At 64.0% G+C, this 22,194-nt stretch carries 26 protein-coding genes; 15 read left to right on the top strand and 11 right to left on the bottom strand.

The window, feature by feature from the left end:
* Positions 1 to 27 precede the first annotated feature (27 nt).
* Entirely contained in the window at positions 28 to 642 is a 615-nt protein-coding gene (locus ACVWZA_RS01360) for a glutathione binding-like protein (protein ID WP_457309358.1), read from the top strand.
* Between the two features lie 16 nt (positions 643 to 658).
* Here the strand turns inward: ACVWZA_RS01360 and ACVWZA_RS01355 are convergent, their stop codons facing one another.
* The gene (locus ACVWZA_RS01355) at positions 659 to 1,477 is read right to left on the bottom strand and encodes a hypothetical protein (RefSeq protein WP_457309357.1); all 819 of its coding nucleotides are present in this window, start codon (positions 1,475 to 1,477) and stop codon (positions 659 to 661) included.
* A gap of 163 nt (positions 1,478 to 1,640) precedes the next feature.
* On the opposite strand from ACVWZA_RS01355, the gene crtY reads away from it, so the two are divergent.
* The 5 genes from crtY (at position 1,641) to ACVWZA_RS01330 (ending at position 6,315) form a co-directional block, all read left to right on the top strand.
* The gene (crtY, locus tag ACVWZA_RS01350; RefSeq protein WP_457309356.1) at positions 1,641 to 2,816 is read left to right on the top strand and encodes a lycopene beta-cyclase CrtY; all 1,176 of its coding nucleotides are present in this window, start codon (positions 1,641 to 1,643) and stop codon (positions 2,814 to 2,816) included.
* Positions 2,813 to 4,306 (top strand): phytoene desaturase, encoded by a 1,494-nt coding sequence (locus ACVWZA_RS01345; RefSeq protein ID WP_457309355.1) that lies wholly within the window; start codon positions 2,813 to 2,815, stop codon positions 4,304 to 4,306. The genes crtY and ACVWZA_RS01345 overlap by 4 nt, the downstream gene beginning before the upstream one ends.
* A 94-nt stretch (positions 4,307 to 4,400) precedes the next feature.
* Positions 4,401 to 4,982, top strand: coding sequence for an LOG family protein (locus ACVWZA_RS01340; protein WP_457309354.1), 582 nt, complete (start codon positions 4,401 to 4,403; stop codon positions 4,980 to 4,982).
* Between the two features lie 50 nt (positions 4,983 to 5,032).
* Positions 5,033 to 5,983: a phytoene/squalene synthase family protein gene (locus tag ACVWZA_RS01335; protein WP_457309353.1), complete on the top strand. Its 951-nt coding sequence runs from the start codon at positions 5,033 to 5,035 to the stop codon at positions 5,981 to 5,983.
* Positions 5,984 to 6,048: 65 nt separating this feature from the next.
* Positions 6,049 to 6,315, top strand: a complete 267-nt coding sequence (locus ACVWZA_RS01330; RefSeq protein WP_457309352.1) for a hypothetical protein — start codon at positions 6,049 to 6,051, stop codon at positions 6,313 to 6,315.
* Here the strand turns inward: ACVWZA_RS01330 and ACVWZA_RS01325 are convergent.
* Both ACVWZA_RS01325 and ACVWZA_RS01320 read right to left on the bottom strand, forming a co-directional pair.
* On the bottom strand, positions 6,307 to 6,720 hold the full coding sequence (locus ACVWZA_RS01325) for a hypothetical protein (RefSeq protein WP_457309351.1): 414 nt from the start codon (positions 6,718 to 6,720) through the stop codon (positions 6,307 to 6,309). The two genes, ACVWZA_RS01330 and ACVWZA_RS01325, sit on opposite strands and share 9 nt — an antisense overlap.
* Before the next feature lie 60 nt (positions 6,721 to 6,780).
* Entirely contained in the window at positions 6,781 to 7,014 is a 234-nt protein-coding gene (locus tag ACVWZA_RS01320; protein ID WP_457309350.1) for a hypothetical protein, read from the bottom strand.
* A gap of 115 nt (positions 7,015 to 7,129) precedes the next feature.
* Between ACVWZA_RS01320 and ACVWZA_RS01315 the strand changes: the two genes are divergently transcribed.
* The 8 genes from ACVWZA_RS01315 (at position 7,130) to ACVWZA_RS01280 (ending at position 14,793) form a co-directional block, all read left to right on the top strand.
* Positions 7,130 to 8,965: an ABCB family ABC transporter ATP-binding protein/permease gene (locus ACVWZA_RS01315; RefSeq protein ID WP_457309349.1), complete on the top strand. Its 1,836-nt coding sequence runs from the start codon at positions 7,130 to 7,132 to the stop codon at positions 8,963 to 8,965.
* Between the two features lie 99 nt (positions 8,966 to 9,064).
* Positions 9,065 to 10,840, top strand: a complete 1,776-nt coding sequence (gene recQ / locus ACVWZA_RS01310) for a DNA helicase RecQ (RefSeq protein ID WP_457309348.1) — start codon at positions 9,065 to 9,067, stop codon at positions 10,838 to 10,840.
* The gene (locus ACVWZA_RS01305; protein ID WP_457309347.1) at positions 10,837 to 11,277 is read left to right on the top strand and encodes a hypothetical protein; all 441 of its coding nucleotides are present in this window, start codon (positions 10,837 to 10,839) and stop codon (positions 11,275 to 11,277) included. Before recQ ends, ACVWZA_RS01305 begins: the two co-directional genes overlap by 4 nt.
* Complete coding sequence (locus ACVWZA_RS01300; protein WP_457309346.1) at positions 11,274 to 11,705, top strand: TIGR01244 family sulfur transferase; 432 nt, start codon at positions 11,274 to 11,276, stop codon at positions 11,703 to 11,705. The genes ACVWZA_RS01305 and ACVWZA_RS01300 overlap by 4 nt, the downstream gene beginning before the upstream one ends.
* Entirely contained in the window at positions 11,702 to 12,091 is a 390-nt protein-coding gene (locus ACVWZA_RS01295) for a hypothetical protein (protein WP_457309345.1), read from the top strand. The genes ACVWZA_RS01300 and ACVWZA_RS01295 overlap by 4 nt, the downstream gene beginning before the upstream one ends.
* 10 nt (positions 12,092 to 12,101) lie before the next feature.
* Positions 12,102 to 13,082, top strand: a complete 981-nt coding sequence (locus ACVWZA_RS01290) for a sterol desaturase family protein (protein WP_457309344.1) — start codon at positions 12,102 to 12,104, stop codon at positions 13,080 to 13,082.
* A complete protein-coding gene (locus tag ACVWZA_RS01285) occupies positions 13,016 to 14,602 on the top strand; it encodes a GMC family oxidoreductase (protein WP_457309343.1) in 1,587 nt (528 codons plus the stop codon). The genes ACVWZA_RS01290 and ACVWZA_RS01285 overlap by 67 nt, the downstream gene beginning before the upstream one ends.
* Before the next feature lie 17 nt (positions 14,603 to 14,619).
* The gene (locus ACVWZA_RS01280; RefSeq protein ID WP_457309342.1) at positions 14,620 to 14,793 is read left to right on the top strand and encodes a hypothetical protein; all 174 of its coding nucleotides are present in this window, start codon (positions 14,620 to 14,622) and stop codon (positions 14,791 to 14,793) included.
* A gap of 127 nt (positions 14,794 to 14,920) precedes the next feature.
* Here ACVWZA_RS01280 and ACVWZA_RS01275 read toward each other — a convergent pair whose 3' ends face one another.
* From ACVWZA_RS01275 to ACVWZA_RS01240, 8 genes are all read right to left on the bottom strand, one after another.
* Positions 14,921 to 16,372 (bottom strand): ammonium transporter, encoded by a 1,452-nt coding sequence (locus ACVWZA_RS01275; protein ID WP_457309341.1) that lies wholly within the window; start codon positions 16,370 to 16,372, stop codon positions 14,921 to 14,923.
* An 11-nt stretch (positions 16,373 to 16,383) separates the two neighbouring features.
* Positions 16,384 to 16,722, bottom strand: coding sequence for a P-II family nitrogen regulator (locus ACVWZA_RS01270; RefSeq protein ID WP_187761459.1), 339 nt, complete (start codon positions 16,720 to 16,722; stop codon positions 16,384 to 16,386).
* 151 nt (positions 16,723 to 16,873) lie between these two features.
* Entirely contained in the window at positions 16,874 to 17,077 is a 204-nt protein-coding gene (locus ACVWZA_RS01265; RefSeq protein WP_457309340.1) for a putative signal transducing protein, read from the bottom strand.
* Positions 17,077 to 17,628: a pyridoxamine 5'-phosphate oxidase family protein gene (locus ACVWZA_RS01260; RefSeq protein WP_457309339.1), complete on the bottom strand. Its 552-nt coding sequence runs from the start codon at positions 17,626 to 17,628 to the stop codon at positions 17,077 to 17,079. Before ACVWZA_RS01260 ends, ACVWZA_RS01265 begins: the two co-directional genes overlap by 1 nt.
* Positions 17,629 to 17,669: 41 nt before the next feature.
* Positions 17,670 to 18,602, bottom strand: coding sequence for a DUF5996 family protein (locus tag ACVWZA_RS01255; protein WP_457309338.1), 933 nt, complete (start codon positions 18,600 to 18,602; stop codon positions 17,670 to 17,672).
* Positions 18,602 to 19,420, bottom strand: coding sequence for an arylamine N-acetyltransferase family protein (locus tag ACVWZA_RS01250; protein ID WP_457309337.1), 819 nt, complete (start codon positions 19,418 to 19,420; stop codon positions 18,602 to 18,604). Before ACVWZA_RS01250 ends, ACVWZA_RS01255 begins: the two co-directional genes overlap by 1 nt.
* Positions 19,417 to 20,847: a metalloprotease TldD gene (gene tldD / locus ACVWZA_RS01245; RefSeq protein WP_457309336.1), complete on the bottom strand. Its 1,431-nt coding sequence runs from the start codon at positions 20,845 to 20,847 to the stop codon at positions 19,417 to 19,419. Before tldD ends, ACVWZA_RS01250 begins: the two co-directional genes overlap by 4 nt.
* Before the next feature lie 19 nt (positions 20,848 to 20,866).
* A complete protein-coding gene (locus ACVWZA_RS01240; protein ID WP_457309335.1) occupies positions 20,867 to 21,100 on the bottom strand; it encodes a zinc-finger domain-containing protein in 234 nt (77 codons plus the stop codon).
* A gap of 91 nt (positions 21,101 to 21,191) precedes the next feature.
* Between ACVWZA_RS01240 and ACVWZA_RS01235 the strand changes: the two genes are divergently transcribed.
* Positions 21,192 to 22,115, top strand: coding sequence for an ABC transporter ATP-binding protein (locus tag ACVWZA_RS01235; protein WP_457309334.1), 924 nt, complete (start codon positions 21,192 to 21,194; stop codon positions 22,113 to 22,115).
* Positions 22,116 to 22,194 lie beyond the last annotated feature (79 nt).

The raw sequence follows: 22,194 nt of genomic DNA, 5'->3' as shown, positions 1-22,194 counted from the left end.
AAATCAACCAAGCCCTGGGAGGCCGCCATGAAGCTGTATTTCGTTCCCTTCGCCTGCTCGCTCGCCACGCGCATCGCGGTCGAGGAAGCCGAGCTCGATGCCGAGTTCGTTCAAATCCTGCCGAGCAGAGTCCTGCCCGACGGCCGTCCGTTCTCGGCAGTCAGTCCGATGGATTATGTCCCGGCGATGGAGACATCGTGTGGCACCGTGCTGAGCGAGGGCGCGGTGGTGCTGACCTATATCGCCGATCTCGCCGCAGAAGGCGTGCTTGCGCCGGCGCCTTATACCGAGGAGCGCTATCAGATGATGCGCTGGCTGAACTTCGTCGCGAGCGAGGTGCACAAGGGTGTGTTTTCGCCGCTGATGACGAGCACGTCGAATGAAGGCGCGCGCGAGTGGGCGTTGGGCATGCTGCCCAAGCGTTTCGACCTGCTTTCAAGGCAGCTCGAAGGACAGGATTATCTGATCGGCAGCTTCAGCGTCGCCGATGCCTATCTGCTCGCGGTGCTCAACTGGTGCGAGCATGCCGGGGTGCCGATCAAGGATTGGCCGGTGCTCAACGCGTGGCGCGCAAAGATGCGGACCCGGCCATCGGTCGCCCGCGCGATGGCGGCCGAGATGCCGTTGCTGCAGGCGGCGTGAACCGAAAAGGGCGGCGTCACTTCTTCTTCGCGCCGCCCTTTTTCGGGTCCAATTTCTCAATCCTGGTGCCATTGACGTTCCACACAGCATCGTCGGGGGTGCCGACAAACATTGTCTGGCCCGACCAGAGCGAGAGATAGACGTGCATCTCGGTCGGATGCGGGTCGAGCAGGTGCGTCATCCATAATCCCTTCGTATCGTCCGGGCTATCGAGCGTCAGGCAGCTCTTGCTGAAATCGCGCACCGCCAGCAGCTTGCCGTCGGGTCCGATATCGACCTCATGATGACCGCCGGCGGGATAGGCGTCCCGCTTCATCATCGGCGTCAGCAGATAAACCGGAATGATATCGCTGCCCAACCGGGGCGGCAGGGTGACGGTGTTGAAGGGCCGCTCGACACAGGCGCCAAAGGGTTGGGCCGCCGCGACATCATGCGCCGCCGCCATGCGCAACGCCCGTGCCGACAGGCTGCGGTCGCCGGTCGCGTCGGGCATGCGATCGGTGACCACCTTACCATCCCGGTAGTCGGCGACATAGATCGCATAGGGTGTCGTATTGCGCAGGCCGTAATAGGTGACGGTCAGCAGGTCGCCAACCGGTTCGACCACCCAGCCGCGGATCGCGCGCATGACGTCCTGAGGCAGCTTGCGTGCCAGCATCGCATCGGTGGTGTGCCAGGCCGCCTGATCAAAAGCATAGATTTCCGCGCCGCGCGCCGCGACGGTCGCGAGGTCGGCGGTCTGGATGACCGGTGGTTTGCCAGTTTCCTCGGCATGCGCCGGTTGGGCCAATATCACGGCGACCAGCGCCAGCGTTCCGAGTCCAAACAGGCGCATCGGCAATCTCCCCGGCACATTTACTAACACAGCCGGCGCGACCGGCAAGGCACGTGATTCGCGAGCGAGCGGATGTGCGAAGACGCAACAGCGGCACATATCGCATCGCACACCGCCCAATTCCGCGCTTGCGCAGGGGCGTGGATCGGTTAGGCGCTGACGCATGGCGACGATTATTCCGTGCGATGTGGCGATCGTCGGCGCGGGGCTCGCCGGCGGACTGATGGCGCTGGCGCTGAAGCGCCGGCATCCCGACCTCGACGTGCGGATCGTCGAGGAGAGCGGGCGCATCGGCGGCAATCATGTCTGGTCTTTCTTCGCCAGCGATGTCGCCGATAGCGACCGCTGGATCGTCGCGCCGCTGATCTGTCACGGCTGGAAATCCTACGACATCGCTTTTCCGGCGCATGCCCGAACGCTGGCCAATGGTTATTATTCGATCGAGTCCGAACGGCTCGACGCAGTGGTCCGCGCGGCGCTACCCGAAGACGCGCTGATGACGGGCCGCAAGGTGATCGGCACCAGCCCGCGCGCGGTTGTGCTGGCGGACGGAGACCGAGTGGAAGCGAAGGGCGTGATCGACGCGCGCGGGCCGGGCGACCTCGGGCTGCTCGATCTCGGCTGGCAGAAGTTCCTTGGGCGGGAATTCGACCTTGCCGCGCCGCACGAGCTGACGCGACCGATGGTGATGGATGCCACGATCGAGCAGATCGACGGTTATCGCTTCGTCTATTGCCTGCCCTTCGCCGCAACGCGGATGTTCGTCGAGGACACCTATTACAGCGACGGCCCGACGATCGATCGCGAGGCGCTTGGCGCCCGTATCGACGCTTATGTCGATGGCAGAGGCTGGCAGGTCGATCGTGTCGTGCGCGAGGAAACGGGTGTCTTGCCGGTCGCGATGGGCGGCGATTTCGAGGAATATTGGCGATCGGGCGGCAACCAGGTCGCCAAGACCGGCATGCGCGCGGGGCTGTTCCATCCGACCACGGGCTATTCGCTGCCCGATGCGGTACGGCTTGCCGCGCTGGTCACGGAATCGACCGACCTGTCAGGCGGCGCGCTGCACGATCTGACATATCGCTATGCCCGGGCGCGGTGGCGTGAGCGCGGCTTCTATCGGATGCTCGACAAGATGTTGTTCCGCGCCGCAGAGCCAGCGGAACGTTACCGGATACTCGAGCGCTTCTACCGGCTGTCGCCAGCGCTTATAGGCCGCTTTTATGCAGGACGTTCGACCATGACCGACAAGGCGCGTATATTGATCGGCAAGCCGCCAGTACCGATCGGCCGCGCGATCCACGCCATCATCGGCAGCCAGCCCCGGAAGCGTCGATGAGCAGCGCGCCACCACGGTCCGCCATCGTCATCGGCGCCGGGTTCGGCGGGCTCGCGCTCGGCATCCGCCTGCAATCGGCCGGGGTCGACACGACCATCGTCGAAGCACGCGACAAGGCCGGGGGGCGTGCCTATGTCTGGGAGAAGGACGGCTTCACCTTCGATGCCGGGCCGACCGTCATCACCGACCCGCCGTGCCTGCAGGAATTATGGGCGCTGACCGGGCGCGACATGGCCGAGGACGTGACGCTCGCCCCGGTATCGCCCTTCTACCGGCTCAACTGGCCCGATGGTGTCAGCTTCGACTACACCAATGACGATCAGGTGCTGAACGCCGAGATCGCCAAGCTCAATCCCGAGGATGTCGCGGGATATCGCAAGTTCCTCGATTACTCAGCCGGCGTGTTCAAGGAAGGGTATGAGAAGCTCGGCCATGTCGCGTTTCTCGACTTCGCCTCGATGATCAAGGCAGCGCCGGCTTTGGCCAAATATCAGGCCTGGCGGTCGGTCTATTCGATCGTATCGAGCTTCGTGAAGGACGAACATCTGCGCCAGGCGCTCTCGTTCCACACCTTGCTGGTCGGCGGCAACCCGATGACCACCAGCGCGATCTATGCATTGATCCACAAACTGGAACGAGACGGCGGCGTTTGGTTCGCGATGGGCGGCACCAACAAGCTGATCGCCGGCATGGTGGCGCTTTTCGAGCGGCTCGGCGGCAAGCTCCGGCTCGACGATCCGGTGACCAGCATCGAGACGTTGGGCGACCGCGCGACTGGTGTGACCACGAAAGCCGGTTGGGTCGGCACCGCGGATATGATCGCATGCAATGGCGACGTCATGCACATCTATCGCGACCTGCTGAAGACCTCACGCAGCGCGCAGCGGACCAAGGCGAAGCTCGAACGCAAACGCTATTCACCCTCACTGTTCGTGGTGCATTTCGGGATCAAGGGCACCTGGCCGGGGATTCCGCATCACATGATCCTGTTCGGGCCGCGTTATAAGGGCCTGCTCGCCGACCTGTACGATACCGGCATCCTGCCCGAGGATTTCTCGCTCTATCTCCATCACCCGACCGTCACTGACCCGTCGCTGGCGCCCGACGGGCATTCGACCTTTTACGCGCTGGCCCCGGTGCCGCACATGGGCAAATTCCCGGTCGATTGGGAAGAAGTCGGGCCGATCCTGGAAAAGCGCATCCTCGATGAGGTAGGGCGGCGGCTGATCCCCGACATCCACGAGCGGATCGTGACCAAATTCCATTACGCCCCGAACGATTTCGCGGCGGACCTCAACGCGCACCTCGGCAGCGCGTTCAGCCTGGAGCCGATCCTGACGCAGAGCGCCTGGTTTCGTGTGCACAACCGCGACGATCATATCCCAAACCTATATTTCGTCGGCGCGGGAACGCATCCGGGTGCCGGAATCCCCGGCGTGGTCGGCAGCGCCAAGGCGACCGCGGCGCTGATGCTGGAAGGCGCGAAGTGATGATCTCCGCAATCCTCCCCAAACGCCACGCCGCTTGGCACGTCCCCTCCACCAGCTTCGCTGCTCCCCCTCCCCGTGCCGGGGAGGATTATTCATGAAACGCCTTGCGATCTATTGCGGCTCCGCCACTCCCGCCGACCCGGTCTATATCGAGTCCGCGCGGGCAGTCGGGCGTTTGCTCGCCGAGCGCGGTATCGGTGTGGTGTACGGTGGCGGGCGGCTCGGGCTGATGGGTGCTGTCGCCGATAGCGCGCTGGCGGCGGGCGGTGAGGTGATCGGTATCATCACCCAGGCGCTGGTCGATATCGAGGTCGCGCATCGCGGTTGCACCGAATTGCATGTCGTCGACACGATGCACCAGCGCAAACAGGCGTTTACCGATCTGTCCGACGGTTTCGTCAATTTGCCCGGCGGGACCGGCACGATGGACGAGCTATGGGAAGCGATGAGCTGGGCACAGATCGGCTATCATGCCAAGCCGATCGGGCTGCTCAACGTCGCGGGCTATTACGATCACCTCATCGCCTTTTATCGCAAAATGGGCGAGGTCGGTTTCCTGCGGCCGCAGCATCAGGGTTTGCTGATCGTCGATACCGGTATCGAGGCGCTGCTGGCCAGGATGGCAGAGAGCCAGCCGATCGAGGCGATCACCAAGATGAGCGCGTCCGATCTGTGAGCAGCGCCCCGCCGCCACGAACATTTCCTTTCCCGCGTAAGGGGTAGGAGGTGAGCGCAGCTCTCCCCACCCGCGACGCGATCGTCGCCACCGCGCAGGAATCGATCGCGCGCGGATCGAAGAGTTTCGCCGCCGCCAGCAAATTGTTCCGCCGCCCGACGCGCGAGCGGGCCTGGCTGCTCTATGCCTGGTGCCGCGCGTGCGACGATATCGCCGATGGGCAGGATCATGGCCATGACATGAGCGTGGTGACCGACGCGCCCGCCCGGCTCGTCCGGCTGCGCGCGTTGACCGAAACGGCGCTGGCCGGTGAATGGATCGGCGATCCCGCGTTCGATGCATTGCGCATCGTCGCGGCCGAGACACGACTGCCGCACGGTTTCGCGCGCGACCTGATCGAGGGTTTCGCGCTCGACGCACGCGACTGGCGGCCGCGGTCCGAGGCTGATCTGTACAAATATTGCTATCATGTCGCGGGCGTCGTCGGCTGCATGATGGCGGTGATCATGGGCGTGTCGCCGGACGACGAGGCGACGCTCGACCGCGCTTGCGACCTGGGCATGGCATTCCAGCTGGCCAATATCGCACGCGATATCGAAGAGGATGATCGGGTCGGCCGCTGTTATGTGCCCGAGGAATGGCTGGTCGAGATGGACATGCCGCCGGGCCAGCACATGAAGCCGCCATTCCGGTCGCGGCTGGTGATCCTGGCGCAGCGGCTGGCGGATCGCGCCGCGGGATTCGAGGCGAGCGCGCGAGTCGGCACGACCAAGCTCGACCTGCGATCGGCCTGGGCGGTGCTGGCGGCGGCGGGAATCTATGGCGCGATCGGACGCGCGGTCGCGGCGGGCGGCGGGCATGCCTGGGACCACCGGGTGACCACGTCCAGCGCAGCGAAAATCGGCTTTATCGGTCGGGCGCTGGGTGAGGCAATGCGGCGTCGCGCGCTCTACCCGCCCGCGCCACGCGATCCGGCCTTGTGGACGCGGCCCCGCCGATAAGGCGAAGGGCGCGTTAACCTCCATTGGTCACCTGCTGCTTACCCGTGCGCGGCATCGCTCGCAGCGTGACCATGCTTTCCCTCCGCCTGTCCCGCGCGCTTGCGCAGGGACGCGCTGTCCGACCCGAACCACCCAGCCGGGCGGCACTGCTCGCGTCGCTGCTGCGCAAGCGCGCCGCCGCGCACAATGTCGGCGCGCAGGATCTCGAAGCCCTGCTGCGTGACCAGATTCTCTGGTCGCTCCCGATCGAAGCGGGGGCTATCGAAGCCGGACCGATGGAAGCGGGGGCGATGGAAGCCGGGTCGATCGAGCGCGAACCGCATTCAGCCTAGTAAAGGTTCGCCAGGATAGGGTTTGTGATGGAGCCGCCCGGCGACCCATCCGCCGAGCAATGGCATGACGATCGCACAGCCCTGCATCCATAGCGGATGCGGCAACAAGATGATGTTGACGATGCCGCCCAAGGCCACCAGCAGTGCGACGATCCAGCCCGACCAGCGCCAGTCCGAAATCCTCAGCGCCAGCCAGGCGCCACCGAATGCGGCCAGGAGCCAACCCGACACTATCAACAGCTTCGCCGGCAGCGGCATGCCCGCCATGATCGCTGCGGTTGTTTCCGGATCGGCGATGTCGAGTTCGCCCGACAAGGGATAAAGCGTCCCGGCGAACCAGTCGATCAGCGAGACGATCGCGATCGCGGCGATCGCGCCAAGAACGGCGCCCAGCAACTTCTTCATGACAAGGCCCCCAGCGCGCGAACGATGGAGGCCCGTATCATTTCGGCGCTTGACGGCCAATCAGCCTTGAGTGTCGCGACGGCCCTTGTTCTGGACCATGCGCTGTCCATTCGCGCGGCATGCGGCGCTGACCACCGGATAATCGATATCGCTGTTGCGACCGAGTGCCGCGGGCATCGCCGCCTGGCATTGCTGGATCGTTTCATAACGCGCCGGCTCGACCCGAGCCTCCGCGCAATTCGCGCTGCCGTCCGCACATCCCATGATCGCCATAACGTAGAACAGGGGTTCCATGTCTCTTCTCCCGTATCGACAGTTTAAAGCGATGAGCCGCCCTTCTTGTTCCGTGAATCGATTTCGCGGGGATTGACCTTTTATGGGACGGGCGGGCGGACTACATGTCGTCCCGATGCCCCCAATGACCGAACCGACTTCCCGAGAGCGCCCGCTCCTGCCGACGCTCAGACGGTTCCTGCCTTATCTCTGGCCGGCCGATGCACCGGCGCTGCGTTTGCGGATCGTGCTGGCCATGACGCTGGTCGTCGTATCGAAGGTCGTGCAGGTCTATGGCGCACCGTTCGCGCTGCAAGGTGCAGTCGACGGCATGGCCAAAGGCGATCGCAGCGCGACCACGCTGATCCTTGCCCTGGTCATCGGTTACGCCGCTGCGCGCTTCGGGTCGGTGCTGTTCGACAATCTGCGTAACACCGTGTTCGAACGCGTCGGGCAGGATGCAACCCGGCGGCTGGCGGCGACGGTGTTCCGCCATCTGCACCAATTATCACTGCGCTTCCATCTCGAGCGGCGCACGGGCGCCGTCACCAAGGTGGTCGAGCGCGGTACCAAGAGCATCGATACGATGCTTTATTTCCTGCTCTTCAACATAGCGCCCACTGTGCTCGAACTGGGCATGGTGCTGGGCATTTTCTGGACCAAGTTCGGCGGCTGGCTGGTGACAGCGACGCTGATCATGGTCGTCGTCTATATCGCCTTTACCCGCGCAGTGACCGATTGGCGCGCCGCGCTGCGCACTCAAATGAACGACCTCGACACCGGCGCGGTCAGCCATGCGGTCGATTCATTGCTCAATTTCGAAACGGTCAAATATTTCGGCGCCGAAGAGCGCGAGGCACGCCGCTATGATGGAGCCATGGCGGCCTATGCCGGCGCGGCGGTGCGCAGCGAGAATTCGCTCGCCTGGCTCAATATCGGCCAGGCGCTGATCACCAATCTGATGATGGCGTTCGGCATGGGGCTGATCGTGTGGGGATGGAGCAGCGGGCGCTTCACCGCCGGTAACGTCGTGCTCGTCTCGACTCTGCTCGCTCAGCTGTTCCGGCCGCTCGACCTGCTTGGCATGGTCTATCGCACGATCCGTCAGGGCGTGATTGACATGGGCGCGATGTTCGACCTGATCGATACGCCGTCCGAGGTGGTCGATGCGCCGGGCGCGACGGCGCTGGTGGTCGGCGCGGGACATGTGCGGTTCGAGGATGTGCGGTTCGGTTATGATGATCCCGAGGATGGCGGTCGCGTCATCCTGAAGGGCATCGACCTCGATATCCCCGCCGGGCACACGCTGGCGGTGGTGGGGCCGTCGGGGGCGGGCAAGTCGACGCTCGCGCGGCTGATGTACCGGTTCTACGACTTGACCGGCGGGCGGATCACGATCGACGGGCAGGATATCTCGCAAGTGACCCAGACGAGCCTGCGCGCCGCGATCGGCATCGTGCCGCAGGATACGGTGCTGTTCAACGACACGATCGGTTACAATATCGCCTATGGCCGCGAGGGCGCGGATCAGGGCGAGATCGAAATGGCGGCACGCGGTGCCGCGATCGCCGGGTTCATCGAGGGCCAGAGCGACGGATACCGGACGCGGGTCGGCGAGCGTGGCCTGAAATTGTCGGGTGGCGAGAAGCAGCGGGTGGCGATCGCCCGCACCTTGCTCAAGAATCCGCCGATCCTGATCCTAGACGAGGCGACCAGTGCGCTCGATAGCCGCACCGAGGGCGAGATCCAGGATACGCTGGAAGCAATCTCCGCACGCCGCACGACGATCGTCATCGCGCATCGGCTATCTACCGTGGTCAATGCCGATGAGATCGTCGTGCTCGAGGCGGGCCAGGTGGTCGAGCGCGGCAACCATGCCAAGCTGTTGCGCAAGGGCGGCCTTTATGCCGAGATGTGGAACCGCCAGGCACAAGAGCGCGCCGATGAGGACGGCGTGCTGGCGGCGGAGTAGGCCGGACGTTGGTTTTCACGGACCGATTTCTAACGCCTGTCGCGACGTGCTGCTGTCGTCCGTCGACAGATCGACAGGTGAGCGGGTAGGAAGCGCCCAATGTCACGTGACCCCCTGCCCATCCTGCAATCCACTTTCGGCTTTCCCGAGTTTCGCGGGGTGCAGCGATCGGTGGTGGATCGCGTGCTGGCGGGTGAGAATACGCTGGCGGTGATGCCGACCGGCGCAGGCAAGTCGCTTTGTTACCAATTGCCCGCCGTGACGCTTCCCGGCACCTGTGTGGTCGTTTCCCCGTTGATCGCGCTGATGCACGACCAGCTGCGCGCGGCGTCGGCAATCGGCATTCGCGCGGCGACGCTGACTTCGGTCGATACCGACCAGATGGAGACGATCGCGCGTTTCCGGCGCGGTGAGCTCGATCTGCTTTATGTCGCGCCGGAGCGCGCGTCGGGGGAGAGTTTCCGCAACCTGCTGGGCCAGGCGCCGCTCGCCTTGTTCGCGATCGACGAAGCGCATTGCGTTTCGGAATGGGGCCATGATTTCCGGCCCGATTACCGGTTGCTGCGCCCGTTGCTCGATCATTTCCAGAATGTCCCCCGGCTCGCGCTGACCGCGACCGCCGATGCGGTGACGCGCGCGGACATTCTCGATCAGCTCGGCATTCCGCGCGAGGGCATGATCGTCGCCGGGTTCGACCGGCCCAATATCCGCTACATGATCAGCCCGAAGGACAATACGACGCGGCAGATTGCCGACCTGATCGCCGAGCAGCCGGGGCCGGGCATCGTCTATGCCCAAACGCGCAAGGGCGTGGAGCAGCTCGCCGAGAAGCTCGCGGCTACGGGGCGGGCCACGCGGCCCTACCATGCCGGACTCGAGCCGCATGTGCGGTCGCGCAACCAGGCCGATTTCGTCGCCAGCGAGGATATGGTGATCGTCGCCACGGTCGCGTTCGGCATGGGCATCGACAAGCCCGATGTCCGCTTCGTCGCGCATGCCGGTATGCCGAAATCGATTGAATCCTATTATCAGGAGACTGGCCGTGCCGGCCGCGACGGCGATCCTGCGATCGCGCATTTGTTCTGGGGCGCGGAGGATTTCGCCAAGGCACGGCAGCGCATCTCGGAAGTAGAGCCGCACCGCCAGGCGGGCGAGCGCACGCGATTGAACGCGCTCGGCGCGCTGGTCGAGACGGCGGGGTGCCGGCGACGCATCCTGCTCAAGCATTTCGGCGACGACAGTCCGGAGAATTGCGGCAATTGCGACAATTGCCTGACCCCGCCAAGTGCGGTCGATGCGACCGAAGTGGCGCGCAAGTTCCTTTCCGCGGTGTTCCGCACCGGGCAGAGCTTCGGCATGGGTTATATCGAGAGCATCCTGACCGGCCAGTCGAGCGAGCGCAGCCTGATGAACGGGCATGAGGCGCTCGGCGTGTTCGGCATCGCCGCCTCGCCTGAAGAAGCCGCGCTGATCAAACCGGTCGCGCGCGCTTTGCTGCTGCGCGATGCGCTGCGCGCCAATGATTTCGGCGGGCTGGAGTTCGGCCCCGGCGCGCGTGGCATCCTCAAGGAAAACGACACGGTTTCGCTGATCATCCCGCCCAGGCGCGAGCGGCGGCGACGTGGCGGCGGCAGCGGTGCAGTGGCCAATCCGACCGGCGATCCGCTGTTCGAAGCATTGCGCGCCAAGCGCCGCGAACTGGCACAGGAGGCGAGTGTACCGCCCTATGTCATTTTCCACGATTCGGTGCTGCGCGAGATGGCGACACTGCGCCCTGCCAGTATCGGCGCGCTCGGCGGCATCTCGGGCATTGGTGCGCGCAAGCTCGAGGCTTATGGCGATGCGTTCCTGCAGGTGATCCGGGAGGAGGCATGAAAGCGACGATATTGTTCGCAAGCGTGGCACTCTGCGCCTGCTCGACCGAGCCGCAGCCAGGCAATGCGATGGCGGGCAAGGCGCGCGCCGCACCGATGGTGCATAACGAAGCGGTGATTATCGCGCCGAAAGTTTCACCGACACCGTTCGCACCCACAGCCGAAACGGACCCCGCCTTCAACGAACAACAGCTCGTCGCCTATCCCAAGGCGCGCGGGCTGCCCGGCGATGTGCAGCACTTCATCGCACGCTATGAGGATTGTCAGCATTGGGCGGGCGAGGAGCCCTATGACGCGGAGCGCGGCAACGAGATTTCGGCGGCGATCGAGGAGACATGCCGTGGAATCGATGCCAAGCTGCGCAAACTGACAACTCGATACCGATCGTCGCCGGATGTCGCGGCGACACTGGCCAGGTATAAAACGGTGGGATCATGACCTTACGCAAAATCGACGACAGCATTTCCGTCGCGCCGCAGATCGCCGCCGCCGATATGACCGAGATCGCGCGCGCGGGTTTCACCGCGATCATCAACAACCGGCCCGACAATGAAGATGCCGGCCAGCCCGAAGGCGCGGCGATCCGCGCGGTCGCCGAGACGCTGGGCCTGCATTATACCGAGATCCCGGTGACCCATGCCGGCTTTTCGGGCAATCAGGTCGATGCGATGGTGACGGCGCTGGAAGATGCGGGCGGTCCGGTGCTGGCCTATTGCCGATCGGGCACGCGATCATGCAATCTCTGGGCGCTGGCTCGGGTCAAGATGGGCGACCATCCCGACACCGTCATGGCGAAGGCGGCGGCCACCGGATACGACCTGACCGGGATCCGTCCGCTGCTTGATGCGCTGGCATCGGGCAGATGAACTGGATCCAGCTTGGCGGCAGCCTGATCGCGGTCCTCGGACTCGCCGGAATCGCGCATCTGCTCAAGCTCGGCGAAAGCCGGATCAGTGATGCCGCCAAGGCGCGCGAGATGGCCGAGGACATGCTCGCCGGGTTCGAGGCACGCGCGGCGATCGTCAGCAGCGACGGTAATGCCGCACTGGTCGCCGGCAACGGCGCGATCGCTGTCCTCAAGCGCCATGGCGCGAAGGTTGCCGCGCGCCGCCTGCTCGCCCCGCTACACATCCGCCCGGCGATCGAGGGCGTCGAGGTCGAGACGGGCGAACGGCTGTTCGGCCGGGTCATCTTGATCGGCGTGATCGATGAAGATGTGCGCGGACTGGAAGCGTCGCTGACAAGAGTGTAAGCAGGCCGATATGGATTGGCATTTCCTCGTCAGATACGACCCGGTCACGTACGCCGTGCCCGGCTTCGTACTGCTCGTGCTGATCGAAATGATCGTTGCACGACTGCGCGACCGGACCCGTTATGAGCCGCGCGATACGCTGACATCATTGTCGCTTGGGTTGGGCAGCTCCATGGCCGGCGCGCTGACCGCTGGCATCGCTTTCGCCATGGTGGTGTGGGTTTCGCAGTACCGCTTCTTCGAGATCGATTATGCCTGGTACTGGTTCGTGATCGCCTTCGTGATCGACGATCTGGCCTATTATGTATTCCACCGTATGGCGCATCGTGTGCGCTGGTTCTGGGCGAGCCATGTCATCCATCATTCGAGCCAGCATTATAACCTGTCGACCGCACTCAGGCAGACCTGGACCGGGTTCATCAGCCTCGGCTTCATCTTCCGCCTGCCGCTTGCGTTGATCGGTTTCCCGCCGGCGATGCTGGTGTTCGTCGCGGCGATCAACCTGATCTACCAGTTCTGGATCCATACCGAGGTGATCGGGCGCATGCCGCGCTGGTTCGAAGCGGTGATGAACACGCCGTCGCACCACCGCGTCCATCATGCGACCAATGCGCGGTATCTCGACAAGAATTATGCCGGCGTGTTCATCATCTGGGACCGGATGTTCGGCACGTTCGAGCCGGAGCGCGACGATGATCGCCCGCGTTATGGCATCGTGCACAATCTCGGCAGCTTCAACCTGATCTGGGCCGCGTTCCACGAGTGGATCGGCATCGCCAGGGACGTATGGGCGGCGCCCGGCTGGCGCGCGAAGATCGGCTATATGGTTATGCCGCCGGGGTGGAGCCATGACGGCAGCCGCGACACATCGGAAATCATCAAGGAGCGCTGGCTCGAAAAACAGCGCCGAGCGGGGGATGCGCAGTGGAAGAAGCCGATATCGTCGTCGTCGGAGGAGGATCTGGCGGGAGCGCCGCCGCAGGCCGCCTGAGCGAAGACGGGAAATATACCGTCGCCTTGCTCGAGGCGGGTGGCCGCAACACCGGTTTGCGCACCCGTATCCCCGGCTTCCTCGCCTTCCAGACCGACAAGACCAACTGGAAGTTCGAAACCGTGCCGCAAGTCGGCCTCAACGGCCGGCGCGGTTTCCAGCCGCGCGGCCGCGGGCTTGGCGGATCGAGCGCGATCAACGCCATGCTCTATCTGCGTGGTGCTGCGTGGGATTACGACAATTGGGCGGCGATGGGCTGCCCCGGCTGGTCCTATGACGAAGTCCTGCCCTGGTTCAAAAAGGCCGAAAGCAACGAACGCGGTGCGGACGATTTCCACGGCGGCGATGGCCCCTTGCGAGTCAGCGAGCAGCGTTCGCCGCATCGCGGCAGCCTGGAGTTCGTCGAATCCGGCCGCAATCTGCAGATCCCGGCGAATGAGGATTTCAACGGCGCGCGGCAGGAGGGCATCGGCCTTTACCAGGTGACGCAGCATGGCGGCGAACGCTGGAGCGCGTCGCGAGCCTATATCGAACCAGCCAAAGAGCGCCGCAATCTCGAAGTCCTGACCGATGTCATCGCAGAACGCGTTTTGTTTGACGAAGGCCGCGCCTGGGGCGTCGCCTATCTGCAGGATGGTCAGGAGAAGATCATCAAGGCGCGCCGCGCGGTGGTGCTCGCCGGCGGTGTGTTCGGTACGCCGCAATTGCTCATGCTGTCGGGAATCGGTCCCGGCGCGCACCTGAACGAGCATGGCATCGCGGTGCGCACCGACCGTCCCGCGGTCGGCACCAATTTGCAGGACCATGTCGATTATGTCGCGGGGTTCGAGACCAAGGGCAGCTATTTCATCGGCGGATCGCTGGCCGGCACGCTGAAATCCGCCGGCGCGGTGATCGAATGGTTCCGCCGGCGCACCGGATCGATGACCACGCCCTATGCCGAGGCCGGCGGCTTCCTGACGCTCGATCCCAAGTCGCCCGCGCCCGACATCCAGTTGCATTTCGTGCCGGTAGTGCTGGAGGATCATGGCCGTACCAAGCTGAAAAGCCATGGTTTTTCCTGCCATGCCTGCGTCCTGCGCCCCGAAAGCCATGGCAGTGTGACGCTGCAATCGATCGATGCGCGGACCGCGCCGCTGATCGACCCCGCCTTCCTGACCGACCGGCGCGACGTGGACCTGATGATGAAGGGGGTGCGCGCGATGTACCGTATCCTCGAAACGCCGCCTTTGGCCAATCACAAGGGCAAGGATCGTTATCCGATCGACCTGCAGAACGACGAAGCGCTGGAGCGGCTGATCCGCGCGCGCGCCGACACCATCTATCACCCGGTCGGGACGGCACGGATGGGATCGGACGATCTGGCGGTGTGCGACCCAAAGTTGCGCGTGCGCGGGGTCGAAGGTCTCTATGTCGCTGATGCCTCGATCATGCCCAAGCTGGTGTCGGGCAACACCAATGCGCCGTCGATCATGATCGGCGAGCGCTGCGCCGATTTCGTGAAGGCCGATCTCGCCTGAGGCGCTAGGGACGCCGCATGGACAAGAAACTCTGGGGTAGGATCGGCCTTATCGCGACCGTATGTCTGGTGCCGGGCGGCATGATCATCGGCGCGACGATCGCCGCGCGGCGCATGAAGCGGCAAGCCGATCTGAAGGCAACCGAGACCGAGGTTGGGCCGGTCGAACCCGAAGCGGAATCCGGGGAGTGAGGATCGCATCCACACATAAGCAGCGCCCATAAAAAAGGGCCGGTGCGTTGCCGCACCGGCCTGAGGTCGTCCGCAGGAGGAACATGGTTTGGAAACCGGCCTCCCCCGAAACCGGCTCCCAATCTCGTCAGTAGTTGTAGGCGCGTTCGCCGTGTTCGTTGATGTCGAGGCCTTCCTGCTCGACTTCAGCGCTCGGGCGGAGGCCAAAGGTGTGCTTCAGGATCAGGAACAGGACGAGCGAGACCCCGCCCGACAGCAGCAGCGTGACGCCGACTGCCTTGGCCTGAGTGATGATCTGAGCACCCATGTCATAGGTGCCGGCGACTGCGGGAATAACGGTGAAGTCCATGAAGCCCTGACCACCGAACGCCGGATTTGCGACGATCGCGGTGCCGAGGGCGCCGATGATGCCGCCGACGCAGTGGATGCCGAAGACGTCGAGCGTATCGTCATATTTGAACTTCCGCTTCACCGTGGTGACGAAGAAGAAGCAAACGATCGACGCAACCGCGCCGAGCAGAATCGAGGTCATCGGGCTGGCGAAGCCGGCAGCCGGAGTGATCGCCACCAAGCCGGCGACCACACCCGAAGCGGCACCGAGCAGCGACGGCTTCTTGTGGATGATCTGTTCGATGATCGCCCACATCGCGCCCGCAGCGGCGGTTGCCGTCATCGTGTTGATGAAGGCGAGAGCGGCAAACTTGTTGGCTTCGAGGTTGGAGCCAGCGTTGAAGCCGAACCAGCCGACCCACAGCAGCGATGCGCCGATCATGGTCATGGTCAAGGAGTGCGGCGGCATCGGCTCGGTCTGGTAACCGACACGCTTGCCGATCACCAGGCAACCCATCAGGCCGGCGATACCCGCATTGATATGCACCACGGTACCGCCAGCGAAATCGAGCGCGCCAAGACCCCAGAGATAGCCGTGATCGTCAGGCAGGCCGGCGGTGAAATCCGGACCCGGCCAGTACCAGACCATGTGAGCCATCGGGAAGTAGACGAGCGTCAGCCACGCCACCACGAAGATGATCAGCGGCGTGAACTTCACCCTTTCCGCAAAGGCTCCGACGATCAGCGCCGGGGTGATCATCGCGAAGGTCATCTGAAAGACGACGAAGACAGTCTCCGGCAGATAGACGCCGTTCGAGAAAGTCGCGGCGAACGTGTTCGCATCGACGCCCTTAAGCAGGGCCTTGGAGAAGCCGCCGACGAAGGGGTTGAGGCTGCCGCCATTGGTGAAGGCCATCGAATAACCCCAGGCGCACCACACGAGGCCAGCCACGCAAACGATCGTCAGCACTTGCATCAGGACCGACAGCATATTCTTGGTGCGGACCAGGCCGCCGTAAAAGAGTGCGAGGCCAGGCACCGACATCATCAGCACAAACGCCGCCGAGAGCAGCATCCATGCCACGTCGCCCTTGCTGACCATCGCGTCGGTCGGCACGACGGCTGCCGTCGCGGCGGCCGCCGCGGGCACCGCTTCGGCTACGGCCGAAGCGGCATTGGCCCAGGCAGGCATCGCCGCAAACAGCGCGAGTCCCGCGCCGGCGGCAAGTTTCAAACCATGCTTCATCATTACCCCCTTCATCACAGCGCTGTCTGGTCGGTTTCGCCGGTGCGGATGCGCACCGCTTGCCCGACGTCGAGCACGAAAATCTTGCCGTCACCGATCGCGCCGGTGTTCGCTGCGGCCTGCACCGTTTCGACCACGCGCGCGGCGAGGTCGGACGCGCAGACGATCTCGATCTTGATCTTAGGCACCATGTTCGTGCTGTATTCGGCGCCGCGATAGATTTCGGTCTGGCCCTTTTGTCGGCCAAAGCCCTTCACTTCGGTCACGGTCATGCCCGCGACCCCGATTTCGGTGAGCGCTTCACGCACTTCGTCGAGTTTGAACGGCTTGATGATTGCTATGACGAGCTTCATTCGCGCCCCCTTCCATTGTCCCGGAAGCCACACAGCAATGCTCGTGCCAGAGTCGAAACGACACGGAATCGCGGGCGAATCGCGCTGAATCGCGTCGCCGGGGATTAAGCAGAGGTAAAAATTTGTGCAGTTGCGAAGGGATGCCTGAGAATCAGGCAGCGGACTCCACGATCGCCCTTGCTGTCGCCAGATCGTCTTCATCGACCATTACGCGTACCGCGATGAACAGATAGCTCCCGTCACTGATACTCGCCTCGCCATCGAAAGCGATCGCGACGACGCCTTCGGAGTCGAGTCGCCCGATCAGGATATGCGCTTCGTTGCGGTTGAACCGGCCGAGTTCGACAAGTGCCATCAAAACGCCGCGCGGGTCGGATTGCGCACCGGTAAACCGTCGATGCTGACGGTGCGGATGGCGTATTTGCCGAAGCGCGCCTCATCGGTCGATGCTGCGTGATATTTGCTGAGTGTCTGGCGCTCCCGCTCGAAGCTCATATGCGGCACGCCCCAGCCGCATGAAGTCTGCGCCTGATCGATGGCGATCTCGAAAATCTGACGCGTACCGGGGAGCAACGTGAAGTTCGCGGCGAGTTCGGCCCAGCGATCGTCCTGCGGCAGGATCGCCGTGCCCCGGCCATAGAGGCGGAAGATCAGCGCGGGATTGTCAAAGGCGCAGAACATGATCGTGATGCGTCCGTCGGCGAACAGATGCGCATTCGTCTCGTTGCCCGAGCCCGCGACATCGAGATAAGCGACGCGCTTGTTATCAAGCACACGGAAACAGTCCATACCCTTGGGGCTGAGATTGATCCGCGCCTCGGGCGCGGTGGTGGCGACGAAGAATAGCGGCTGGCGCGCGATGAAGGCGCGGTGATCGTCGGTCAGTGCGTCGAAGAATTCGGCCATGTCATGCCCTTTCGCTCGCGCGCCCAATAGCAAGGTTGCGCCTAGACTTCGCGGGGAATCCGCGGCCGGCCGAGCGGGCATTCGAGCGCCCTGCGGTCCCAGCCGCCAAGATCCGCGGCCGCGTCATAGGTCGAGCGGCAAAACGCGAGCAGCGCCGCGTCGGGATCGGCGGCGGCGCGCACGGCATCGTAGGAAAGCAGAAATTCGCCGAGATCGGTATTGAACTCAGCCTCGGCCGGCCCGACCCCGGCATCGGCATAACCCGGCGGCACCGGATAGGCATAAGCGTAGAAGGAAGCGTGCGGATAGGCGTCACTGCCCGGCCAGAAACCGACACTCGATTCCTCATGGCTATAAGCCTCGCACGCCACCGCATCGGGCAGGCCCGGCACGCCGCCGGGATGGTGCGGCGCGTCACGGCCCGAAAAGCGCGTCGAGGCGAGATCGAAACTGCCCCAGAAGAAATGCGTCGGACTCGCCTTGCCGAGAAAGCCGGTGCGGAATTCGCCAAGCACATGCGTGATACGGATCATCGCCCGCCAGAAATCGCGCACCGCATCGGCATCATAGGGGCGCTCGGCATGATCGTCGACAAAGGGCACGGGATCGGGCATCTCGCTGGGCTTGGGATCGAAGCTGCCCGTCACGCCAAGCTCGGCAAGTGCCGTCATCACGGCCCTGTGGAATCCGGCGATCGTGCCGGCAGCGAGCGGGACGTTGCGGACTTCCCCATCGCTCGTCGCCAGCACGACCCAGTCGGCGATGAAATCGAAGTCGATCTGCAGGATGCGCTCGCCACAGGGGATCGACGAGGTCGAAAGGCCGCGCGCGGTGAGATAAAGCGGGACATGCCAGCTATGGTTGAGCCACGGCGTCAGTGCGAGTCGGACCTTGCCGATGATCTGGGTGCGCAGTTGCAGGCCAATCGCGGTCTCGCGCCAGGCGTTCCAGTCCAGCGCGGGCCATGACGTCATCACGATAATCCCTCATCGATTCGGCGGCACAGCGCGGCCCGGTCGGGTATCGTGATGCCGATCTCCCGTTCGATAACATCGCAAATCTCCGCCGCGCTGCCCAGCCTGCGGCGTTCGGTTGCGCCACCGCTATGATGGATCGAATAATCGAAGTTGCGCAACGCCAGGCGCCGGCCAGGTGGCGCGATGGAGCAGGCCAGGCCGAACACGAAATGCGATTTCGGGCTGGTCGACATATACCAGCTGGGCAATTGGTAATCAATGTCCGCCTGAGGCTCGAGCGTGAAGCGATAGGTTGGCAGCCATTCGCCAGCGATGCTCACTTGCTGGACCCAATAGTCCCCATCGCGGATCAGCCGGAACGGCTCATGCGGCGTCGTCTGTTCGATATCGGCGACCAAGTCGAGCACACCGGTCAGTACATTGCCGCCAAATCCCGCATCGACGATCGCCGGGCCACCGGGCAGATCGACCCGCAACACCATATGCGTGCGCGGCGTGATGGCGTCCGGTGGCGCGCGCCACAATACGCGCGCGGCGAGTCCGGTGACGATGAAGCCAAGCGCCTCCAGCGCGCTTTTCAGGATCAGGTTATGTTCGAAGCAGAATCCGCCCCGCGCCCCGGTCAGCAGCTTGGCGGCCAGCGCTTCGGGCGCAAGATCGACCGCGCGACCCATTAGCGGATCGAGACCCTCGAACGGAATGCGCGCGGTATGTGCCGCAACGATCGCGGCGAGCGCGGTACGGTCCGGCACCGACGGCGCCGCGATCCCGATGCGCCGCCAATATGCGGCGAGCGCGGCGGGTGCGAAGGTCAAACCGCCGTGCCGCCAATCGTCAGCCCGGCGACGAGCAAAGTCGGTTGTCCGACGCCAGCGGGCACGCTCTGCCCGCCCTTTCCACACATGCCGATGCCCTCGTCGAGCGCGAAGTCGTTACCGATGCCCTCCACCCGGGTCAGGCAGGACGGACCGTCGCCGATCAAGGTCGCGCCCTTTATCGGGGCGCCGAGCCTGCCATTCTCGATCTTGTACGCCTCGGTGCAGCTGAACACGAACTTGCCAGAGACGATATCGACCTGGCCACCGCCGAAGCTCTTGGCGAAGATGCCCGACTTAACACGGCTCAGCAATTCGGCGGGATCGTCCTTGCCGCCGCGCATGAAAGTGTTGGTCATGCGCGGCATCGGTGCATGGGCGAAGCTTTCGCGGCGGCCATTGCCGGTCGGCGCGACGCCCATCAGCCGCGCGTTGAGCCGGTCCTGGATATAGCCTTTGAGGATGCCGTCCTCGATCAGGATATTCTCCTGCGTCGGCGTTCCTTCGTCATCGATCGACAGCGAGCCGCGACGATCGGCGATCGAGCCGTCATCCACGACGGTAACGCCGGGCGCGGCCACGCGTTCGCCGATCCGGCCGGAAAAGGCCGATGTACCCTTGCGGTTGAAATCGCCTTCCAGCCCATGGCCGATCGCTTCATGCAGCAGAATACCGGGCCAGCCGGGGCCAAGCAGCACGGTCATTTCTCCGGCTGGCGCGGCGACCGAATCGAGATTGACGACGGCTTGCGCCAGCGCCTCGTCGATCGCGCGGTTCCAAGTCTCGGGCTGCATCAGCTGATCATAGAGATAGCGCCCGCCCAGGCCGAAACTGCCGGTCTCACGCCGGCCATTCTGCTCGACCACGATCGAGACGTTGAGGCGTACCAGCGGGCGGATGTCAGTCGCGACAAAACCGTCGGCGCGGACGATCTCGACCACGCTCCACGTCCCCGAGAGCGAGACCGAGACCTGCGCGACGCGCGGATCGCGCGCACGGGCGGCAGCATCGATCGTCTGGCACAAATTCACCTTGTCGGCGAAGGGCACGAGGTCGAGCGGATCGGCGTCGGTATAAAGATGCCGGTTAGTGCCCTGGGGAGGGCCCGCTTTGGGTCCGGTCGACGGGTCGATCAACGCCATCGTCTCGGCGGCGCGGTTGATCGCCGCCGCGCTCAATTCATTGGCATGGGCGAAGGCGGTGGTCTCTCCCGACACGGCGCGCAGGCCGAAACCCGAATGCGTATCGTAGCTCGCGGTCTTCAGCCGGCCGTCATCGAAGCCGAACGCCTCTGCCTTGCGATACTGGAGATAAAGCTCGCCATCGTCCGCCTGGGACAAGGCTTGCGCGGTCAGGCGCTGCGCCTCTTCGGGTTCGAGCTGGCCGGCATGGTAGAGAAAGGTGCGGGGGTCTGCGGGACTGGTCATGCCCCGCAATATAGGAGCGTTAGAGGCTCGCGCCAGACGCGATATCGGGAAGTGCCGCTTGATCGGCGCCATCGGCCGGCCCACCGATCAACACGAAACGCCGGTCGCAATAGCCGCAATCGACATAACCATGCTCGTCGATCTGCAGCCAGACGCGCGGATGACCGAGCGACGCGCCGCCCGGAATATCGGTCGCGCCGTCACAGGCGACACGGGCATGGCTGACGCGGAGGGTTTCGGGTGGGGCGATCATGGGTTGCGGATAGCAAGGTGACGAGTTTCCGACAATCCTCTCTGGCACAGGGAGGATTGAGGTTGGCTGGCTCTGCGCCTATCGCAGCCACATGACCGAAGCCGCCATCTCGATCACCAATCTGTGCAAGACCTATGCGGGCGGCAAGCGCGCGCTCGACGATGTGACGCTGGATGTCGAGCGCGGCAGCATCTTTGGACTGCTCGGGCCGAACGGCGCGGGCAAGTCGACCCTGATCAATATCCTTGCCGGGCTGGTCAACAAGACCAGCGGCAGCGCGTCGATCTGGGGCTTCGACATCGACCAGCACCCGCGCAATGCCAAGGTGTCGATCGGCATCGTCAATCAGGAAATTCTCTTCGACCCCTTCTTCACACCAGTCGAGACGCTGGAGATCCAGGCCGGACTGTACGGCGTCCCCAAAGCGAAGCGCCGCTCTATGGAATTGCTCCGCGCGGTTCATCTGGAGGACAAAGCCAACGCCTATGCCCGCACCTTGTCAGGCGGCATGAAGCGCCGCCTGATGGTGGCCAAGGCGATGGTCCATACGCCGCCCGTGCTGGTGCTCGACGAACCGACCGCCGGGGTCGATATCGAGCTTCGCCAACAGCTCTGGGCCTATGTCCGCCAACTCAACGCGCAGGGCGTGACGGTGGTGTTGACCACCCATTATCTCGAAGAGGCCGAACAGCTGTGCGACCGTATCGCGATCATTAATCACGGCAAGGTGATCGCCGACAAACCGACCCGCGAGCTGGTCGGTATGGCGACCGAGAAGCTGGTGGAAGTGACGGTCGATCGTGACGTCGTGACGCCGCCCGATGCCGTGTGTTTCCAGAAGATCGAATTGAAGGGCAACCGGACACTCGCCATCACCTATCGCAAGGACATCGCCAATGCAGGCGAAGTGCTCGCGGCGGTGCAGGCAGATGGTTATGGCATCGTCGATGTCTCAACCCGGGAAGCCGATCTCGAGGATGTGTTCCTGAACCTGACGCGGGCGTCGAACGCCTAATCAGCGGTGCTTGCTTGCAAGCGGTAAAGGATTTGAATTGTCACAAACCGCACGAACGCCTTTAAGGCGGGCGAATAGG

This window comes from Sphingomonas sp. UYAg733, from assembly GCF_054057355.1.
Note: the sequence above shows the minus strand (reverse complement) of the source record. Positions and strands in the feature narration are given on the sequence as shown.